This window comes from Cohnella suwonensis (assembly GCF_042655365.1).
GTDB lineage: Bacteria > Bacillota > Bacilli > Paenibacillales > Paenibacillaceae > Cohnella > Cohnella suwonensis.
Genome location: NZ_JBHSMH010000001.1, coordinates 91,823 through 109,409 on the forward strand (window position 1 = coordinate 91,823; position 17,587 = coordinate 109,409).

General features: G+C 54.7%; 18 protein-coding genes, 1 pseudogene and 1 other annotated feature. Of the genes and pseudogenes, 16 read left to right on the top strand and 3 right to left on the bottom strand.

The window, feature by feature from the left end:
* Positions 1-130: 130 nt before the first annotated feature.
* The 5 genes from ftsA to sigG all read left to right on the top strand — a co-directional run bounded on the left by ftsA (position 131) and on the right by sigG (position 5,348).
* Positions 131-1,375 (top strand): cell division protein FtsA, encoded by a 1,245-nt coding sequence (gene ftsA, locus ACFPPD_RS00435; protein WP_209747590.1) that lies wholly within the window; start codon positions 131-133, stop codon positions 1,373-1,375.
* A gap of 53 nt (positions 1,376-1,428) precedes the next feature.
* Positions 1,429-2,571 (top strand): cell division protein FtsZ, encoded by a 1,143-nt coding sequence (gene ftsZ, locus ACFPPD_RS00440; protein WP_209747592.1) that lies wholly within the window; start codon positions 1,429-1,431, stop codon positions 2,569-2,571.
* Positions 2,572-2,741: 170 nt separating this feature from the next.
* Complete coding sequence (gene spoIIGA / locus ACFPPD_RS00445) at positions 2,742-3,731, top strand: sigma-E processing peptidase SpoIIGA (protein WP_209747594.1); 990 nt, start codon at positions 2,742-2,744, stop codon at positions 3,729-3,731.
* Positions 3,732-3,747: 16 nt separating this feature from the next.
* Complete coding sequence (gene sigE, locus ACFPPD_RS00450; protein ID WP_209747596.1) at positions 3,748-4,470, top strand: RNA polymerase sporulation sigma factor SigE; 723 nt, start codon at positions 3,748-3,750, stop codon at positions 4,468-4,470.
* Between the two features lie 95 nt (positions 4,471-4,565).
* Positions 4,566-5,348, top strand: a complete 783-nt coding sequence (gene sigG, locus ACFPPD_RS00455; RefSeq protein WP_209747597.1) for an RNA polymerase sporulation sigma factor SigG — start codon at positions 4,566-4,568, stop codon at positions 5,346-5,348.
* 486 nt (positions 5,349-5,834) lie between these two features.
* Here the strand turns inward: sigG and ACFPPD_RS00460 are convergent, their stop codons facing one another.
* Together ACFPPD_RS00460 and ACFPPD_RS00465 are read right to left on the bottom strand one after the other, a co-directional pair.
* The gene (locus ACFPPD_RS00460) at positions 5,835-6,398 is read right to left on the bottom strand and encodes a hypothetical protein (RefSeq protein ID WP_378081027.1); all 564 of its coding nucleotides are present in this window, start codon (positions 6,396-6,398) and stop codon (positions 5,835-5,837) included.
* Between the two features lie 186 nt (positions 6,399-6,584).
* Positions 6,585-6,749 (bottom strand): annotated as a pseudogene (locus ACFPPD_RS00465) (transposase); the annotation flags it as partial.
* A 289-nt stretch (positions 6,750-7,038) separates the two neighbouring features.
* On the opposite strand from ACFPPD_RS00465, the gene ACFPPD_RS00470 reads away from it, so the two are divergent.
* The 9 genes from ACFPPD_RS00470 to ACFPPD_RS00510 all read left to right on the top strand — a co-directional run bounded on the left by ACFPPD_RS00470 (position 7,039) and on the right by ACFPPD_RS00510 (position 15,049).
* Positions 7,039-7,320, top strand: coding sequence for a YlmC/YmxH family sporulation protein (locus ACFPPD_RS00470; RefSeq protein ID WP_209747602.1), 282 nt, complete (start codon positions 7,039-7,041; stop codon positions 7,318-7,320).
* Between the two features lie 75 nt (positions 7,321-7,395).
* Positions 7,396-8,211, top strand: a complete 816-nt coding sequence (pgeF, locus tag ACFPPD_RS00475; RefSeq protein ID WP_209747604.1) for a peptidoglycan editing factor PgeF — start codon at positions 7,396-7,398, stop codon at positions 8,209-8,211.
* A gap of 7 nt (positions 8,212-8,218) precedes the next feature.
* The gene (locus ACFPPD_RS00480) at positions 8,219-8,917 is read left to right on the top strand and encodes a YggS family pyridoxal phosphate-dependent enzyme (RefSeq protein WP_209747606.1); all 699 of its coding nucleotides are present in this window, start codon (positions 8,219-8,221) and stop codon (positions 8,915-8,917) included.
* Between the two features lie 2 nt (positions 8,918-8,919).
* Complete coding sequence (locus ACFPPD_RS00485) at positions 8,920-9,381, top strand: cell division protein SepF (RefSeq protein ID WP_209747609.1); 462 nt, start codon at positions 8,920-8,922, stop codon at positions 9,379-9,381.
* A gap of 7 nt (positions 9,382-9,388) precedes the next feature.
* Entirely contained in the window at positions 9,389-9,655 is a 267-nt protein-coding gene (locus ACFPPD_RS00490; RefSeq protein WP_209747611.1) for a YggT family protein, read from the top strand.
* A 20-nt stretch (positions 9,656-9,675) separates the two neighbouring features.
* Positions 9,676-10,461: a YlmH family RNA-binding protein gene (locus ACFPPD_RS00495; protein ID WP_209747613.1), complete on the top strand. Its 786-nt coding sequence runs from the start codon at positions 9,676-9,678 to the stop codon at positions 10,459-10,461.
* Between the two features lie 84 nt (positions 10,462-10,545).
* Entirely contained in the window at positions 10,546-11,031 is a 486-nt protein-coding gene (locus ACFPPD_RS00500; RefSeq protein WP_209747615.1) for a DivIVA domain-containing protein, read from the top strand.
* A gap of 56 nt (positions 11,032-11,087) precedes the next feature.
* Positions 11,088-11,347, top strand: a binding site (T-box leader).
* Positions 11,348-11,392: 45 nt separating this feature from the next.
* Positions 11,393-14,476 (top strand): isoleucine--tRNA ligase, encoded by a 3,084-nt coding sequence (gene ileS / locus ACFPPD_RS00505; RefSeq protein WP_209747617.1) that lies wholly within the window; start codon positions 11,393-11,395, stop codon positions 14,474-14,476.
* A 276-nt stretch (positions 14,477-14,752) separates the two neighbouring features.
* Entirely contained in the window at positions 14,753-15,049 is a 297-nt protein-coding gene (locus ACFPPD_RS00510) for a DUF5665 domain-containing protein (RefSeq protein ID WP_209747776.1), read from the top strand.
* Between the two features lie 35 nt (positions 15,050-15,084).
* Here ACFPPD_RS00510 and ACFPPD_RS00515 read toward each other — a convergent pair whose 3' ends face one another.
* Positions 15,085-15,846 (bottom strand): TraR/DksA C4-type zinc finger protein, encoded by a 762-nt coding sequence (locus ACFPPD_RS00515; RefSeq protein WP_209747619.1) that lies wholly within the window; start codon positions 15,844-15,846, stop codon positions 15,085-15,087.
* A 158-nt stretch (positions 15,847-16,004) separates the two neighbouring features.
* On the opposite strand from ACFPPD_RS00515, the gene lspA reads away from it, so the two are divergent.
* On the top strand, positions 16,005-16,535 hold the full coding sequence (gene lspA / locus ACFPPD_RS00520; protein WP_209747621.1) for a signal peptidase II: 531 nt from the start codon (positions 16,005-16,007) through the stop codon (positions 16,533-16,535).
* Positions 16,495-17,472 carry an RluA family pseudouridine synthase gene (locus tag ACFPPD_RS00525; protein ID WP_209747623.1) on the top strand — a complete coding sequence of 326 codons (978 nt, stop codon included), beginning with the start codon at positions 16,495-16,497 and terminating at the stop codon, positions 17,470-17,472. Before lspA ends, ACFPPD_RS00525 begins: the two co-directional genes overlap by 41 nt.
* Positions 17,473-17,587 lie beyond the last annotated feature (115 nt).

The window sequence follows — 17,587 nt, forward strand, 5'->3', positions numbered from 1 at the left end:
ATCCGGAAACGGATACGAACATATAAAAAAATTGTAGAAAAAAGAGGGAAAACCTCGTACATGTGGAATAAGTAGAAGATGCATCCCTTGTACGCAGCCACTTTCATCGATTTACGGGAGGTGCCACCGGTTGAGCAACAACGACCTCATTGTCAGCCTGGATATCGGAACGTCGAAGATCCGGGTGATTATCGGGGAGATCAGCAACGGGGCCATTAACATCATTGGCGTTGGATCCGCGGATTCCGATGGGATCCGTAAAGGCGCCATTGTCGATATTGACCAAACCGTGCAGTCCATCCGCAACGCAGTCGACCACGCAGAACGCATGGTCGGCATCGGAATTAGCGAGGTTTACGTCGGGATATCCGGTAACCATATCGCCTTGCAAAGCAACCACGGCGTCGTCGCAGTCTCCAACGAAGATCGCGAGATCGGCGAAGAAGATATCGAACGCGTGCTGCAAGCGGCTAAAGTGGTCGCATTACCGCCTGAACGGGAAATCATCGGACTTGTCCCCAAGCAATTTTTAGTAGACGGACTCGCGGGGATCCAAGATCCGCGCGGCATGATCGGCGTAAGACTGGAAGTCGAATGCACGATCATTACCGGAACGAAAGCAGCCGTACATAACTTGATGAGATGCGTGGAGAAGGCGGGTCTACGTATATCGGGACTCATTTTGATGTCTCTCGCATCCGGTATGATGGCGCTGACGAAAGACGAGAAAATGATGGGTACGGTTCTCGCCGATATCGGCGCGGGATCGACCACGTTGGCGATTTTTGAAAGCGGCAGCCTGACCGCCGTGTCGACGCTGCCTATCGGCGGAGACTACGTAACCAGCGATATTTGTTACGGACTCAAAACGCAAACGGAACACGCTGAGAAGATTAAACTGAAGTACGGGTGCGCCCGTACGGACGATTCCGCCGAAGACGTGAAGTTCAAAGTCATGAGGGTCGGAAGCAACATGGAAAAGGAATTCTCCCAACTCGATCTCGCGAATATTATCGAGCCTCGCATGCAGGAGATTTTCCAAATGATTCGCCAAGAAGTGAAACGCCTCGGCTATCACGACAAGATCAACGGTTACGTGCTGACGGGCGGTTCTGTCTCCTTGCCGAGCGTGCTTCCGCTTGCCCAGATCGAATTGGAGTCCAACGTTCGCATCGCGGTTCCGGATTATATCGGCGTAAGAGATCCTTCTTTCAGCAGCGGGGTCGGCATGATTCAATACGTAACCAAATACGTACGGACACGCGGCGCGGTGGGAACCAAGCGAGCGACGAAGGCGAAAGTCGGAAACGCGAGCGCGGCACCCAAGCCTGGCATTGTTGAATGGTTCAAGAACATGTTCAAGGAATTCATTTAAGCCGCCGCATACGAGAGGAACCATTCATACGAAGCAAGGAGGAGTAAGCAATTATGTTGGAGTTTGATTTTGAAATGGAGCCTCTCGCGAAGATCAAAGTCATCGGTGTCGGTGGCGGCGGTAGCAACGCCGTTAACCGAATGATAGAGAACGGCGTCAAGGGAGTAGAGTTCATTACCGTTAACACGGATGCTCAAGCATTGCACTTGACGAAATCCGAGCAAAAGCTTCAAATCGGGGACAAGCTGACTCGCGGTCTCGGAGCGGGGGCGAATCCGGAGGTCGGGAAGAAAGCGGCCGAGGAGTCTCGAGAGTTTATTACGAATACGCTGAAGAGCGCGGACATGGTGTTCGTTACCGCTGGAATGGGCGGCGGAACCGGAACGGGCGCGGCGCCCGTTATCGCCGAATTGGCGAAAGAATGCGGTGCGCTTACCGTCGGCGTCGTCACCCGCCCGTTCACGTTCGAAGGCCGTAAACGTTCCGCTCAAGCGGATCTCGGCATCGAAGCTCTTAAAGAAAAAGTAGATACGCTGATCGTTATTCCGAACGACCGGTTGCTTGAGATCGTCGACAAGAAGACGCCGATGATGGAAGCTTTCCGCGAAGCGGATAATGTTTTGCGTCAAGCGGTACAAGGCATCTCCGACTTGATCGCCGTTCCCGGATTGATCAACCTCGACTTCGCCGACGTGAAGACGATCATGACGGAACGCGGCTCCGCCCTGATGGGCATCGGCCTCGCTTCCGGCGAGAATCGCGCGATGGACGCAGCCCGCAAGGCGATCATGAGCCCTTTGCTCGAGACGTCCATCGAAGGCGCACGCGGCATCATCATGAACATTACCGGAGGTTCCAACCTGAGCTTGTTCGAGGTCAACGAAGCGGCCGAGATCGTCATCTCCGCTTCCGATCCCGAAGTGAACATGATCTTCGGCGCGAGCATCGACGATAACATGAAGGACGAGATCAAAGTCACTGTTATCGCGACCGGTTTCGAGCACCGGAACTCGGCAAGACGCCCGTCCGTCGCGGCGTCGCATCCTCAACCGCAACAACAGCACGCGTCCGAACCTTCGATCTCGAACGACAACCGCCAATCGGGCGGAACGCTCCGTCCGTTCGGTAACCAGAACATGTCCAGCGATCAATTGGACATTCCGGCGTTCCTGCGCAACAAACCGAGAGATCGTTAATTCGGTCCTAACAAAAAGACTAGCCCCGACCCCTAATAATGGGATCGGGGCTTTTTTTGATCGACAAAAAAAGGCTTGGAAGGCCGGCAGGATTAGACAGACTCCGGATTTGAAAGCGATTATACTGGTTTCATCCATCCCGGGTGCTTAACGTTAAGAGATTCCGGGGCATGACGGATGGGGGCATTTCGATGACCGTCTATATCGATCTCGTATTTCTTAACAACTTGGCCGTAGACGCTTCCGTGTTGCTGCTGACGGCCAAGATGCGCCATCTGCACCCTTCCAGACTCCGCTTGTTTTCGTCTGCCCTACTAGGTGCATCGTACGCGGCGGCGATGTTCTTGGCCCACCTTCCTTACTTCTTTTCCTTAAGTGCGAAAGTCATCGTCTCGTTGGCTATGGTGTTCATCGCTTTCGGCTATGGCGGGCCTTTGCGTTTCGTACGGAACGTCGGCGCTTTCTACGCAGTTAGTTTCGGGACGTTGGGCGGCGTGATCGGCATCTCCTTCTTGCTGCAGTCCGCGGATTCCCCGTGGGGGGGCATGACCGTCACTTCCGGAGGCGGAATCGTGCTGACATGGCAATTGCAGTTGGGGCTTTACGCCGTTGCCTTGTTGTTGTCGATCTGGATATTGCGAAGCGCGTCGGAAACGAGGAAGAAGAGTCTCGAGCTGGACCAGCTAATCTGGGATATCGAAATTAGGATTGACGACGCAAAATGGCCAGTCAAAGCCTTGCTCGATACGGGGAACCGATTATACGATCCGTTGACGCGAACTCCCGTGTTGATCATGGAATCGGGAGTATGGGAAGATCAGCTTCCGGAAGGCTGGCACGATCGGCTCAAGAACGAATCGCCCGATCGGTTGCTGACGGACGCGACTACGGGAAGCGCGGCGGTCGATCAATGGAAGTGGGCGCACCGCATCCGGCTTGTTCCCTTCCGAGCGGTGAACGGATCTTCGAAGCTGATGCTGGCGATCAAGCCGGATTGCGTCCTGCTATCGCGGGAAGGACATCCCCCTATTCAAGTGAATCGCGTGCTTGTTGGGTTAGATGGAGGCACGATGTCATCAGAAGGCACTTATCGCGCCATCGTCCATCCGGACGTGGCCCAAGCCGGCGCAGAAGAGCCGGCTCCATCTCAACCTGCGTGACAGGAGGTTAGCAGAAATGCTCGTAAACCTGAAGTTAAAATCCCAGTTATCGTTGTATCGCCTGTTGTTCTGGTTAGGTTGGAAAAGCGAAGAAGTGTATTACATTGGGGGTAGCGAAGCGTTGCCTCCGCCCCTTACCCGCGAAGAAGAAGAATATTTGCTTGAGCGTCTTTCCACGGGAGATGCGGCGATCCGAGCGATGCTAATCGAACGGAATTTGCGTCTCGTCGTATATATCGCTCGCAAATTCGAGAACACCGGCATCCACATCGAGGATCTCGTCTCGATCGGCGCGATCGGCTTAATCAAAGCGGTCAATACGTTCGATCCGGACAAAAAGATCAAGCTGGCGACTTATGCTTCACGCTGCATTGAAAACGAGATTCTCATGTATTTACGACGCAACAGCAAAACCCGCACCGAAGTGTCTTTCGACGAACCGCTGAACATCGATTGGGACGGGAACGAGCTGTTGTTGTCCGATGTGCTCGGCACCGAGAACGATACGATTTATCGCAATATCGAAGAACAAGTCGATCGGAAGTTATTGCATAAGGCGCTTGACAAGCTGAGCGAAAGAGAGCGTACGATCATGGAACTCCGATTCGGTTTGGCGGACGGCGAAGAGAAGACGCAGAAGGACGTGGCGGACTTGCTCGGGATCTCGCAATCGTATATTTCTCGTCTTGAGAAACGCATTATTAAGAGGCTTCGGAAAGAATTCAACAAGATGGTTTAAGAGTTGAAAGAAAATTGGAGCAATTTTTCCAAGGGAATAAAAACCCCCTTCCCGGAGATACTTTACATTAATGCTGCTCCCCGGGAGGAATTGCCTTGACCCGCAACAAAGTGGAGATTTGTGGAGTGGACACCTCAAAGCTGCCCGTTCTGACTAACGCCGAAATGAGGGAACTATTTCTCGCTCTGCAAACCCGAGGAGAGATCTCGGCCAGGGAAAAATTGGTAAATGGCAACTTGCGGCTCGTGTTAAGCGTAATCCAGCGGTTCAATAATCGCGGGGAATACGTCGACGATTTGTTTCAGGTCGGCTGCATAGGCTTGATGAAGGCGATCGACAACTTCGATCTCAGCCAGAACGTTCGGTTCTCGACTTACGCCGTTCCGATGATCATCGGAGAGATTCGGCGGTATCTACGGGACAATAACCCGATTCGCGTGTCCCGCAGCTTACGCGATATCGCCTACAAAGCCTTGCAGGTTCGCGATCAGCTTACGAATCAACACTCGAGGGAACCGACCATTCTCGAAATATCGGAGGTTCTCAACGTTCCGAAGGAAGACATCGTCTTCGCCTTGGATGCGATCCAAGACCCGGTTTCCTTGTTCGAGCCGATTTACCACGACGGCGGCGATCCGATTTTCGTCATGGATCAGATCAGCGACGAACGGAACAAGGACATTCAGTGGATCGAAGAAATCGCTTTGCGGGAAGCGATGAGGAAATTAAACGATCGCGAAAAAATGATCTTGTCCATGCGCTTCTTCGAAGGCAAAACCCAAATGGAAGTCGCCGACGAAATCGGTATTTCGCAAGCACAAGTGTCCCGCCTCGAAAAGTCGGCCATTCAACAAATGCAAAAACACGTAAAAACATAGCAACGACCGCAAGAGGCGAACGGTTTATCGTTCGCCTCTTTACATGACCAAGCCTCAGTAATCAGCGGTACGAATCCATGGTAATAGAGCAAGCTAATCTACCTCACTCCCACCTCACTCCCACCTCACTCCCACCTCACTCCACTATCCCCCTCACTCAGGTTGACGAAGCTGTCTTTGTTTTCATTTTCAACTACGACCATTATCCCCTTGGCTAAGGTGCGTGAAGTGAATGTTTTCAAATTCCAACTCCGTCTATTATCCCCTTCGGTCAGGGGGGAGGGGGCGTGGGCGTGGACGTGGACGTGGACGGGGGATGGTAGCTAAGGTGGAGAGTAGGCAGAGCGGCAAGACGGCATAGTAGTAAGGTGGTAAGGAGGCATGAGGAGTACAGGGAGAGGAGAGAGGAGTCAGGAAATTTAGTAAGGCAATTAGTAAGGCGTTTAGCAATATAAATGCTGCTCGGGCCGAATCGATATCGAGTTTTTACACGGCCGTTCGGAGTAATCTCGCGTACTCGAGTTTGTTTCGAAGCGCGTTATTTTGACGTTGAATCAGCATGGGGTATGTTATCGTTCGCGTTGCGGAGCAAACGCCAAGCAACTTCTCGAAAGCGGAGATGCCGAGGTATGAACAGTTGTAGCTGAAGCAATATTGATCCAGATAGGCTTGCAGATGTTTGGGGCCAATACCATAAAAAGTACGATTAATCCAAGATGAAGCTTGGTTGGCGAGACGGATCAGCGTACGGTTGCGATTTCTGCTGAACTTCTGAACGACGACGGAAACATCGGTGACTGATCGGTCAACGTGTAGCTGCGTGAATAAGAAACCCGCATATGGAACGATGCGGTCATGGACTAAATGTTCTGCGGGCACTTGTTTGATTTTCAAATGAATCATTTCTTCGTTGCTATCGAGGCTACCGCCGACAAGCAGAGGTTGTTCTTGCGGATGTCGAAAGACAGTCGGGTTATGCGGATTTCCGTAAACGCCCCAATTGATTCGTACAGTACCCGTTAGAAGTTCTTCGGCATCCGACGCGGTCATGGCATGCCGGATTTTGTGGCAGATGAGCCACGCGGTTTTATAGGTCGTTCCGATGACGGAAGCGAGATGGGTCGCGCTCAGGCCTTGGGGAGCCGCGTGCAAATAAATAGCTTGGAACCATAGCCGGAGCGGCGTTCGAGTACGTTCCAGGATCGTGCCGGCTATTAGAGAGGTTTGGGCGTTACACGAGATGCATTCGAATAGCGGTATTTTGCGGGATCGAATCGGGTAGTAATGGCCGCAACCACAACGAGGACAGACGAATCCGTTAGGCCAACGGGAACGAAACAAAGTCTGGGCGCAGACGGCTTCGCTATAATAAATTTCACAAAATTGTTCAAACGTCATCATAAGGACATCACCGCCGACAGGAACATTTGTTCTCTTTTATTGTACTCGGGAATCAAGAAGAAATCAAGAATTTGGTAAAAATATGATTAAGAAATTCAGATTAATTTCACGTGCCTTTCCCTGCTCGAAGGGGATAATGGAGTCAGGCAATCGAAAAAAACAGTGCAATAGCCGCGCCTGAGCAAAAGGGATAATGGCCATAAGGGAGCCCGCGACGTTCATATTTCCAGCCAGGCTCATATATTGAGTAGTAGGGTTAAGAATGCCCGGTCGGCGGGAGGCGATGAGCTTGAAAATATCGGATTTCCAGACGAAGGACGTTATCAATATCGTGGACGGTAAAAAGCTCGGCCAAGTGAGCGATTTGGAGCTCGACTTGCGGCAGGGTAGGATCGATGCGATCGTTGTTCCGACGACGACGAGGTTGTTCGGCATGTTCGGCGGAGGGAACGAAGTGATCATTCCGTGGCGCAACATCGTGAAAATCGGGACAGACGTCGTGTTGGTTCGTCTGGACGACGCGAAAGTATACCGGCTAGAAGACGGGGAACAGCATTCTTCCGGAAGATAACCCCGTTATCGGGATGCTGGGGTTTTCTTCCGATCGATACAGGCCTGTGGTACACTTGTGACGGAGGTGTGGGCGGTGGATCCATTTCGAATGAACGGGCGGCAAACGGACGGCTCGCTCCTCATGCTGCAACATTGGAACGAGCGTTACGGCTTGACTGCGGGGTTTACGACTCGGCATGCCGGCAACGTCGCGCTCCACGTCGGGGACGACCCCGGAGCGGTCATCGGCCGAAGATCGGCGATCGCGGAAAGCCTCGGATGGACTTTCGAAGCCTTTACTTGCGCGGAGCAAGTCCATGGGTCGGACGTTCGAGTCATCGACCGTAAAGGCGCGGGAAGCGGACGCATGGACAGGGAGAGCGCCTGCCATCATACGGACGCGCTCGTCACGAACGAAGACGACGTCTTTCTGGCGATGTTTTACGCGGATTGCGTTCCATTATATTTCTACGACCCGGATACCGGGGCCATGGGCCTCGCTCACGCGGGATGGAAAGGGACCGTCGCGGATATCGTCGGCTCGACGGTATCCCGTATGAGCGACGTCTATGGGGCAAACCCGGCAAATATCGTCGCGGCGATCGGTCCTTCTATCGGGGCGTGCTGCTACGAGGTGGACGGGACGGTCCTTTCGCAAGTCATGCCCCTCGTTGCGGACGACCCGGCTACGGCAGCGATCGTCGTCCGTTCGGCCGAACGGAAGGGGCGTGCGATGCTCGACTTGAAACATTTAAACCGACATCTTATGATAAAAGCAGGAATTTTGCCGAGCGGCATCGAAGTTTCATCGTGGTGTACAAGCTGCCGTAACGATCTATTGTTCTCCCATCGCAAGGAGAACGGTACGACGGGACGGATGATGAGCTGGATCGGCAGGAAATCGAGGTGATCGTTTCGTGACGTTGCAACACCGTCTACGGGACGTGGAAGAGCGGCTGCGACAAGCCTGCTCGAGAAGCGGCAGACAACCAGAGAACATACAAATGATCGCGGTAACGAAGTACGTATCTGTCGCCACGGCGCAAGAGGCCGTACGGGCTGGCGTCACGCACGTCGGCGAGAATCGCTGGCCGGACGCGCGGCCTAAATGGGAAGCATTGAAGGATCAAGCCGTATTTCATTACATAGGCTCGCTCCAGACGAACAAAGTGAAGGACGTTATCGGCAAGTTCGACTACGTTCACTCGCTAGATCGCGAATCCCTTGCCGAAGCGATCAACGATCGCGCGGAGAAGCTCGGCATCGTCGTCCCGTGCCTGCTGCAGGTGAATGTGTCGGGAGAACAGTCGAAGCACGGATTGGCGCCCGAACAGGCGCTGCCTTTTCTCCACGGGCTTGGGAAGTACGATCGGATCCGTCCGGTCGGCTTGATGACGATGGCGCCTTACGAGAGCGAACCGGAAGAGACGAGACCCGTATTTCGGGCGCTCAGGCTGCTTCGGGACGAGCTCAACGGCAAGGCGATGACGACCGAACCGCTAACCGAATTGTCCATGGGCATGTCCAACGATTTCGAAGTCGCCGCTGAGGAAGGCGCGACGATGGTACGTTTGGGAACGGTATTGGTAGGGAAAGAAGAGATAGGAGTGGATTAACGATGGGCGTCATGAACAAGTTTTTGAATTATTTGGGCTTGCAGGAAGAGCAAGAACAAGAGCATGACCAAGACCGCGACAGATTCGTTGGCTTGGAAGAGCAAGAAAATGAAACGCCGTCCTTCGAAATGCGTAAACCAATAGCGAAGAACAACGTCGTCAGCATTCATTCCCAGAAAAACGCGCGAGTCGTGTTGAACGAGCCCCGTTCGTACGAAGAGGCGCAGGACATTGCGGATCAACTGAAATCCCGCCGTTCCGTCGTCGTAAACCTGCAGCGCGTCAGAAGGGACCAAGCGATTCGGATCGTCGATTTTCTGAGCGGTACCGTATACGCGCTTGGCGGACAAATTTCCAAAATCGGCCCTGATATTTTCCTATGCACGCCGGATTCGGTTGAAGTATCGGGAACGATCACGGAGATGCTGTCCGACGAAGCGGCCGACTATCCCAAAATGAGGTGACACCAGGTTGGATCAAGTCGAAAGTTATATTTGGTTGTTATATAACATCTATCGCACGCTGTTGATTATTTACGTTTTGATGTCTTGGCTTCCTTCCGTAAAGGAAAGCTACATCGGAGAACTGCTCGGCAAATTGGTAGAGCCTTACTTGAAGCCGTTCCGCAGAATCATTCCGCCTATTGGCGGCGTGCTCGACATCTCCCCGATCATCGCTTTCTTCGCGCTGCAGTTCGTGGCGCAAGGGTTGATTGCCGTGCTTAGAATGTTTGCCTAGTAAAACGACAGAGGTATACGATGCCGCATAACGAAATTTACGAGCATTTTCACCCGGATGAGAAATCATTCGTGGATCGCGCCTGGGAGTGGGTCGAACGAGCCGCCGAACGTCACGAGACGAAGCGGACGGATTTTCTCGACCCGCGCCAGGCGCATATTTTATTTACGCTTGCCAATAGGCACCCCGACGCCCAAGTGCATTTAAACGGCGGGGGGACCCATTCGGAGCGTCAAAGGGCGATCGTCGCCCCGGATTACAAAATGCTGGACGAAGAGGATATGGGAATCGTCGTGCTCGAGATCACTTCGGACGACCGTAAGATCGCCGATCTGGATCACGGGGATTATTTGGGAGCGCTCCTCGGCCTCGGCATCAAGAGGGAGAAAATCGGCGATCTGCACGTTAACGACGAAGGTTGCCACGTACTCATCGCGGAAGAAATATCCGGCTTTCTTACCGGACATATGAAACAGGCGCACAGGGTCGACGTTCGGACGAGCATTCTTCCGTTATCCGCGCTTCGCGAGACGAAGCAGGAGCTCGAAGATCAGGTGCTTTCCGTCGCCTCGATGCGACTCGACGGAATCGCCAGTGACGTTTTCAGGTTGAGCCGAACGAAAATACTGGCGCCGATCAAGGCGGGGCGATGCCGCGTAAGCTGGAAACCCGTCGAAGATCCGTCCCATTCGCTTAGAGTCGGCGACGTCGTCTCGATGAAAGGGTTCGGCCGGTTTAAGGTGCTGGACGTGGAAGGCGTGTCGAAAAGCGGAAGGCTTCGCGTTCGAATCGGCAAATTTGTATAACTTTCGAGAAGGATTTTTTCCCTTCCCGTCGAATTCAGTCAGTGAACGAGCTTCTTGGAACCCATGACTGTAGGAGGTGCGCCAATGCCATTGACGCCATTGGATATCCATAACAAAGAATTTGCCCGCCGAATTCGCGGATACGACGAAGATCAAGTAAACGAGTTTCTCGACCAGATCATCAAAGATTACGAAGCGATGATCCGGGAAAACAAAGAGCTTCAAAACACGGTCGCCGCGTCCCAGGACAAGCTCGGCCATTTCTCCAACATCGAAGAAACGCTGAGCAAGACGATCATCGTCGCGCAGGAAGCCGCCGACGAACTGAGAGGCAACGCCAAGAAGGAAGCCCAATTGATCGTCAAGGAAGCGGAGAAGAACGCCGACCGCATCATAAACGACGCATTGGCCAAGTCCCGTAAAGTCGCGCTCGAAGTCGAAGAACTGAAGAAGCAGGCCGCGATTTATCGAGCGCGGTTCCGCGCGCTCATCGAGACGCAAATGGAACTGCTGACGACGGACAACTGGGAGTCGTTGGAGGGCCGCGAACCGAAAGGAATCGAAGCGTAATCGCTCCGGTTTGACAAACGCGTCCGAAAGACATATAAATGAAGTACGATTATCGCTTATCGTCGCAGACGGGAACAGTAAGCGCGCGAAAGGTCTCAGAGAGTTGGCGGCAGGTGCGAGCCAACGGCCGGCGCACGCCGAACATCATCCCCGAGACGCTTCTTCGAACGCCGCCTCGACGCGCCGCTAGAAGGAGCCGGACGCTCGCCGTTATACGAGCTGGCCGAACCGTTCGGCCGCCAAGCGCCGTTCCGCCGGATACATGCCGGCAGGATGCGGAACAAGGGTGGTACCGCGAGCATGACTCGTCCCTTTCGGGGATGGGTCTTTTTGTTTTTTAACGAAGAAAGGATGAGGCGAAATGAAACGCGTGGACGTCAAAGAAAAAGCCAGAAGCCGCGAGCAACGCATTCTGGATCAATGGAGACTGGAGGATACGTTCCGCCGGTCAATCGAGAATAGGGAGGGGAAGCCGAATTTCGTCTTCTACGAAGGACCGCCTACGGCGAACGGCAAGCCGCATATCGGGCACGTGCTCGGGCGCGTCATTAAGGACTTCGTTAGCCGTTATAAGACGATGGCCGGCTATCGCGTCATCCGCAAAGCCGGTTGGGATACGCACGGGTTGCCGGTCGAGCTCGGCGTGGAGAAGCAACTCGGCATCTCCGGCAAGCAAGAAATCGAAAATTACGGCGTCGAGCCGTTTATCAAGAAATGCAAAGAGAGCGTGTTCGAGTACGAGCGCCAGTGGCGGGAACTGACGGAAGCGATTGCGTATTGGACCGATCTCGACGATCCGTACATTACCCTCGATAATAACTATATCCAAAGCGTATGGCATATTCTCGCGACGATTCACGAGAAGGGCTTGCTGTATCGCGGCCATCGCGTCAGCCCTTATTGCCCGTGCTGCCAGACGACGCTCAGCTCGCACGAAGTGGCCCAAGGCTACGAGGACGTCAAGGACTTGACCGCGACGGCCAAATTCAAGCTAAAGGAAAACGGAGAGTACGTGCTCGCTTGGACGACGACGCCTTGGACGTTGCCGGCGAACGTCGCGCTCGCCGTACATCCGGAGCTGGACTACGTCCGCGCGCGCCAGAACGGCGAAACGTACGTCGTGGCCGCCGCGCTTGCCGAGAAGGTCTTGAAGGGCGAATACGAAACGCTAGGCACGGTGAAGGGCCGCGATCTCGTCGGCCTCGAGTACGAGCCGATCTTCCCTTACGTCAAAGTCGATAACGCCTATCGGATCATCGACGCGGAATACGTCACGGACGCCAGCGGTACCGGCATCGTGCACATTTCCCCGGCGCACGGTGAGGACGATTACCGCGTTGCCCGCCAGCACGGCATCCCGATGCTGATGGTCGTGAACAACGCGGGCAAATACATCGACGAAGTGACGGATCTGGCCGGCCGGTTCGTGAAAGATTGCGACGTCGATATCGTCAAAATGCTTTCGGAAAAAGGGTTGCTGTTTCACAAGGAAAGAATGGAGCACAGCTATCCGTTCTGCTGGCGTTGCAAATCGCCGCTGCTCTACTACGCGACGGAAAGCTGGTTCATCAAAACGACGGCGGTCAAGGACCAACTGATCGAAAACAACAAATCGATCCAATGGTATCCGGAGCATCTGCGGGACGGCCGCTTCGGCAAGTTCCTCGACGATCTGGTCGATTGGAACATCAGTCGCAACCGTTACTGGGGAACGCCGCTTAACGTATGGACTTGCGAGAAGTGCGGCACGGAGAAGGCGCCTCACAGTATCGCCGAGCTTCGGGGGTTTGCCGTCGAAGACGTGCCGGAGACGATCGAGCTTCACAAACCTTACGTGGACGACATCCACCTTCGCTGCGATTGCGGCGGAACGATGAACCGCGCGTCCGAAGTGATCGACGTCTGGTTCGACAGCGGCTCGATGCCGTTCGCGCAATACTTCCACCCGTACGGCAACGAGGAGAAATTCCAAGAGCAGTATCCGGCTGACTTTATTTGCGAAGGCATCGATCAAACGCGCGGTTGGTTCTTCAGTTTGTTGGCGGTATCGACGTTATATAACGGCAAAGCCCCTTATAAGTCGGTCATCTCGACGGGACACGTCCTGGACGAGAACGGCCAGAAGATGAGCAAATCGAAGGGCAACGTCATCGATCCTTGGGAAATCATCGACGAGTTCGGAACCGACGCTTTCCGTTGGTCGTTGCTGGCGGACAGCGCTCCTTGGAACAGCAAACGATTCTCCAAGGGAATCGTCGGCGAAGCGAAATCGAAAGTGATCGACACGCTCGTCAACACGCACGCTTTCTTCGCTCTCTACGCCAACATCGACGGTTACGTCGCTTCGGAACACGACAAGGTGAATTCGGATAACAGATTGGACCGCTGGATCGTATCGCGATTGAACTCGCTCATCTCGGAAGTGACGAAAGGGCTGGAAGCGAACGACTTCCTCAACCCCGCCAAAGGCATCGAGACGTTCGTCGACGAGTTGTCGAATTGGTACGTCCGCCGTTCGCGCGACCGCTTCTGGGGAAGCGGCCTGACGGACGACAAACTCGCCGCATATCAGACGCTCGGAGACGTCTTGCTGACGCTGTCCAAGCTGGTCGCGCCTTACGCGCCGTTTGTCGCCGAAGATATTTACCGCAATCTCGGCGGTACGGGTAGCGTTCACTTGGCGGATTATCCTCAAGCCGACGCGGCGGCGATCGACGCGGGCTTGGAGCGGGAGATGGGCGCCGTGCGGAACATCGTCGAGCTTGCGCGCAACATCCGCAACGAGACGGGCCTTAAGACGCGCCAACCTTTGTCCGAGCTGCTCGTGTCGATGAGCGACAGCTTCGACCTCGGCGCGTACGAGGAAATCGTCAAAGACGAGATCAACGTCAAAGGCATAACGATCGTCGGCGACGACGGCGGGTTCGTCAATTTCAACCTGAAGCTGAACTTAAAAGTCGCGGGCAAAAAATTCGGCAAAAACGTCGGGCCGATCCAAAGCGCGTTCAAGGCGATGTCCGGTGACGAGACGAGAGCGATCGTACAATCGGGAACGTACGCGTTTGTCAGCCCGGAAGGGGAAACGCTGACGGTCGGACTCGATGAAATTCTCGTCGAGAAAGAAGCGAAAACCGGTTACGCGTCCGCTTCAGGCGGCGGCTTGACGGTCGCGCTGAACACGGAGATCACGCGGGAGCTCGAACAGGAAGGCTGGGTTCGCGAAGTAATCCGGGCCGTACAGGATACGCGCAAAAAACTCGACCTGCCGATCGAGAAAAGAATCGATCTGCTCCTCGACGCGGATACCGAGCTGGAAGAAGCGCTTCGCGCGTTCGATTCCGTCCTGAGGGATAACGTGCTCGTGAACGGCGTATCGTTCGGGAAAGCGGACGGCATGGAAAAGGCGCAAGTTGGAGATAAATCGTTCGGCGTCGCCATCGTATAATCGAACGGCGTTTTCGGCCCAAAACGCCCGCAAGCATAATTAGCGACGCTTCGGGTCAAACCTAATACGGATAACGAGAAAACGAGCTCTTGCTCCGTTTCGCGGTTTAGCGAAAGGGGAGAGCTCGTTTTGTCGCCTGAGGGGAGCGCGGTCGTGGGAGGATCAACCAACAGAAGAAATCCGAAAAAACGGGCCGAAAGAGCCGGCGGAAAGTCGCCATCCTCGGCGGGAGAAGCGTCCGCGGCGAACAATCGGCTCGCGGACGAGGCGCACGGGCTGAAAAAACAACTCGGCTACGTATCCGAACGACTGGAACGGCTGTCCGTGGATATGGAAAAGTCCCAGCTGCGGGATTACGTCAACCTGATGCATAAGCCTTGGCAATTGATATGGCGCAATTTGGTCGCGGGCGTATCCCGGGGGATCGGCATTACGATCGGATTTACTTTCTTCGCGGCGACGATCGTCTACGTGTTGCAGTTTCTCGGCGCGTTGAACTTGCCGATCGTCGGCGACTACATCGCGGACATCGTGCGCATCGTGCAACGGCAATTGGAAATCAACCCGCATTAAGCCTATAGGCGTTCAAATAATCGGCGTTTGGGAGTTCAACGGTCGTCTGCGTATTCGTCCGGTTCGAGCAGGTGATCGCCTTCGTCGTTAGCCAAGTAGCTTCGGTACGCCCGATTTCTAACGATCGAGACGTGATGTCCCGTAATATCGGTCGCGACGAAGCTCTCGAACGCTTCCACGAAGCCGTCGTTCTCGTCGGCCTCGATGGAGAGCGCGTCGTAATCGACGGCCCGGTTGCTCTCGGACATGTCGGGACCGTTGGAGGTGCCCCACGCTTCGACGATTTGCCATGCGTCCTCTCCGTCGAAGCCGATCTGGTCATCCCGTTCGTCGAGACTCGTACGGCCGAACGGAGGCGTCAGGAAGTCCTCTTCGGCCGGCCTGGCGTTCGACACGTCCTGGCGAGGCTCGTGCTCCACGCAGTAAATGGCGGTCGGCATCGCCTCGAGCCGTTCCGTCGGAATAAACTTGCCGCATGCCACGCAGATGCCGTACTCGCCCGTGTCCATGCGCTCCAGCGCGGCTTCGACGCGTTCGAGCCTGAACGCTTCCTTCTCGAGCAGGGCGATGTCTTTGCCGCGTTCGAACATTTCCGATCCTAAGTCCGCGGGATGGTTATCGATGCCAGACAGCTCGCCGGTCGAATCGCGCAATGACGCGGCCAGACCGAAGTGTCCGTTGTCGTTAACGCGATGTCGCAAATCGTCCCTTTCCTGCAACAACGTTTCCCGCAGCGCGCTGATTTTTTTCTGATCTATCGGAATCGTCAAGTTGCCCACTCCCTTTTTCGGTTCCATGACTGTAGTTTTCTCTGGGCCGTTCGGTTTTACGACCGCGGGGGAGCGGGCATGTATGGGGCATTTGTCGATATTTGCTTGCCTTGCGTGGACGGTGCTCGAACCGATATGATAGAATCAAACTCGCAGGAGAAACGCATGAAGGGCGGAACATTCGCATGCAACGTCGGATTTGGCCGGTTTGGGCCTACTATGCAGTGGCAATCGTCGTATTTCTGATCGATTTCGTCAGCAAGAAAATCGTGAGCAACAATATCGAGCAGGACAACGAAAGAATATCCATACTCGGGGATTTCTTCATCCTATCGCATATTCGAAACCGCGGCGCGGCATTCGGCATGCTGCAGGAGCAACGATTGTTTTTCCTCGTCATCACGATCGCCGTCGTCGCCGGCATTCTCTGGTATTTGCACCGTTCTTATCGCACGGGCAGCATGCTGTTGCTGTTCGCGCTGGCCATGATTTTGGGCGGAGCCGTCGGCAACTTTCTCGACCGCGCTCTTTTCGGAGAAGTCGTGGATTTCTTGCAATTTAATTTCGGTTCGTACACGTTTCCGATTTTCAACCTTGCCGATTCCGCCATCTGTATCGGAGTCGCCATCGTGATATTGGACTCGCTGCTTGCCATGAAACGGGAGAACAATCAGAATGGAAACGGAGAACATCCGCAAGAGCAACAATCCGTCTGAGTCCGAGGACAACGACGGTCGTTTCGAATGGATCGTCGGCGAGGGCCAGAAAGGCGAGCGCGCGGACAAGCATATCGCGGAAGCGTTGGCGGGGCAGTCCGTATCGCGGTCCCAAGTGCAGGAATGGATCCGCATAGGCGCGGTCAACGTCAACGGCAAGCCTGTCAAGTCGAACGCGAAGCTCGCTATCGGCGATCGCATCGAAGTCGAAATGCCGGAGCCGGAGCCGTTGGAGGCCTACCCGGAAAACATTCCGCTCGATGTCGTATTCGAGGATAAAGACGTTATCGTCATCAATAAGCCGAGAGGCATGGTCGTGCATCCGGCGGCGGGACACCCGAGCGGTACCGTCGTGAACGCGTTGCTGCACCATTGCAAGGACTTGTCCGGCATTAACGGAGTCATGCGCCCGGGCATCGTGCACCGGATCGACAAAGACACTTCCGGCTTGCTCATGGTCGCCAAAAACGATCTCGCCCACGCTTCGTTGGCGGAGCAGCTTAAAGAGCATACCGTCACGCGCAAATACGCGGCGATCGTCTTCGGCGTCATGCAACACGACAAGGGCACAGTGGACGCTCCGATAGGCCGCGCCAATCACGACCGCAAGCTTTACGTCGTCACGGAGAAGAACAGCAAGCATGCGGTGACGCACTTCGCCGTCACGGAGCGTTTCGACGAATATACGTTGCTCGAGCTGAAGCTGGAGACGGGACGTACGCATCAAATCCGCGTGCATATGAAGTACATCGGGTTCCCGCTCGTCGGAGACCCGGTATACGGAGGCAAAAGCGGCAGGACGCTCGGCATGGGCGGTCAAGCGCTTCACGCCGGCGTGCTCGGATTCGTGCATCCGCGCTCGGGAGAGTATATGGAATTCGCAGCGCCGATTCCGGAAGACATGGAGCATGCGCTCGGCGTTCTTCGGACAAGATAAGCCCAATCCCCGCCTCCTAGACGAGCGCGGGGATTTCTGCAAATGATGAGCGGAAAAATCCATGGCGGTCGGGCGCGAATTCCCTCATAGTTTGTAACATGGACAATTCATATTA

Coding starts and splice junctions, on each gene's coding strand:
- ACFPPD_RS00485 (WP_209747609.1), top strand. CDS start 8,920: ATGGGCGTCATGAACAAGTTTTTGAATTATTTGGGCTTGCAGGAAGAG.
- ACFPPD_RS00495 (WP_209747613.1), top strand. CDS start 9,676: ATGCCGCATAACGAAATTTACGAGCATTTTCACCCGGATGAGAAATCA.
- ftsZ (WP_209747592.1), top strand. CDS start 1,429: ATGTTGGAGTTTGATTTTGAAATGGAGCCTCTCGCGAAGATCAAAGTC.
- ACFPPD_RS00515 (WP_209747619.1), bottom strand. CDS start 15,846: ATGGAACCGAAAAAGGGAGTGGGCAACTTGACGATTCCGATAGATCAG.
- lspA (WP_209747621.1), top strand. CDS start 16,005: ATGCAACGTCGGATTTGGCCGGTTTGGGCCTACTATGCAGTGGCAATC.
- sigE (WP_209747596.1), top strand. CDS start 3,748: ATGCTCGTAAACCTGAAGTTAAAATCCCAGTTATCGTTGTATCGCCTG.
- ACFPPD_RS00460 (WP_378081027.1), bottom strand. CDS start 6,398: ATGACCGCGTCGGATGCCGAAGAACTTCTAACGGGTACTGTACGAATC.
- ACFPPD_RS00500 (WP_209747615.1), top strand. CDS start 10,546: ATGCCATTGACGCCATTGGATATCCATAACAAAGAATTTGCCCGCCGA.
- ACFPPD_RS00525 (WP_209747623.1), top strand. CDS start 16,495: ATGGAAACGGAGAACATCCGCAAGAGCAACAATCCGTCTGAGTCCGAG.
- spoIIGA (WP_209747594.1), top strand. CDS start 2,742: ATGACGGATGGGGGCATTTCGATGACCGTCTATATCGATCTCGTATTT.
- ileS (WP_209747617.1), top strand. CDS start 11,393: ATGAAACGCGTGGACGTCAAAGAAAAAGCCAGAAGCCGCGAGCAACGC.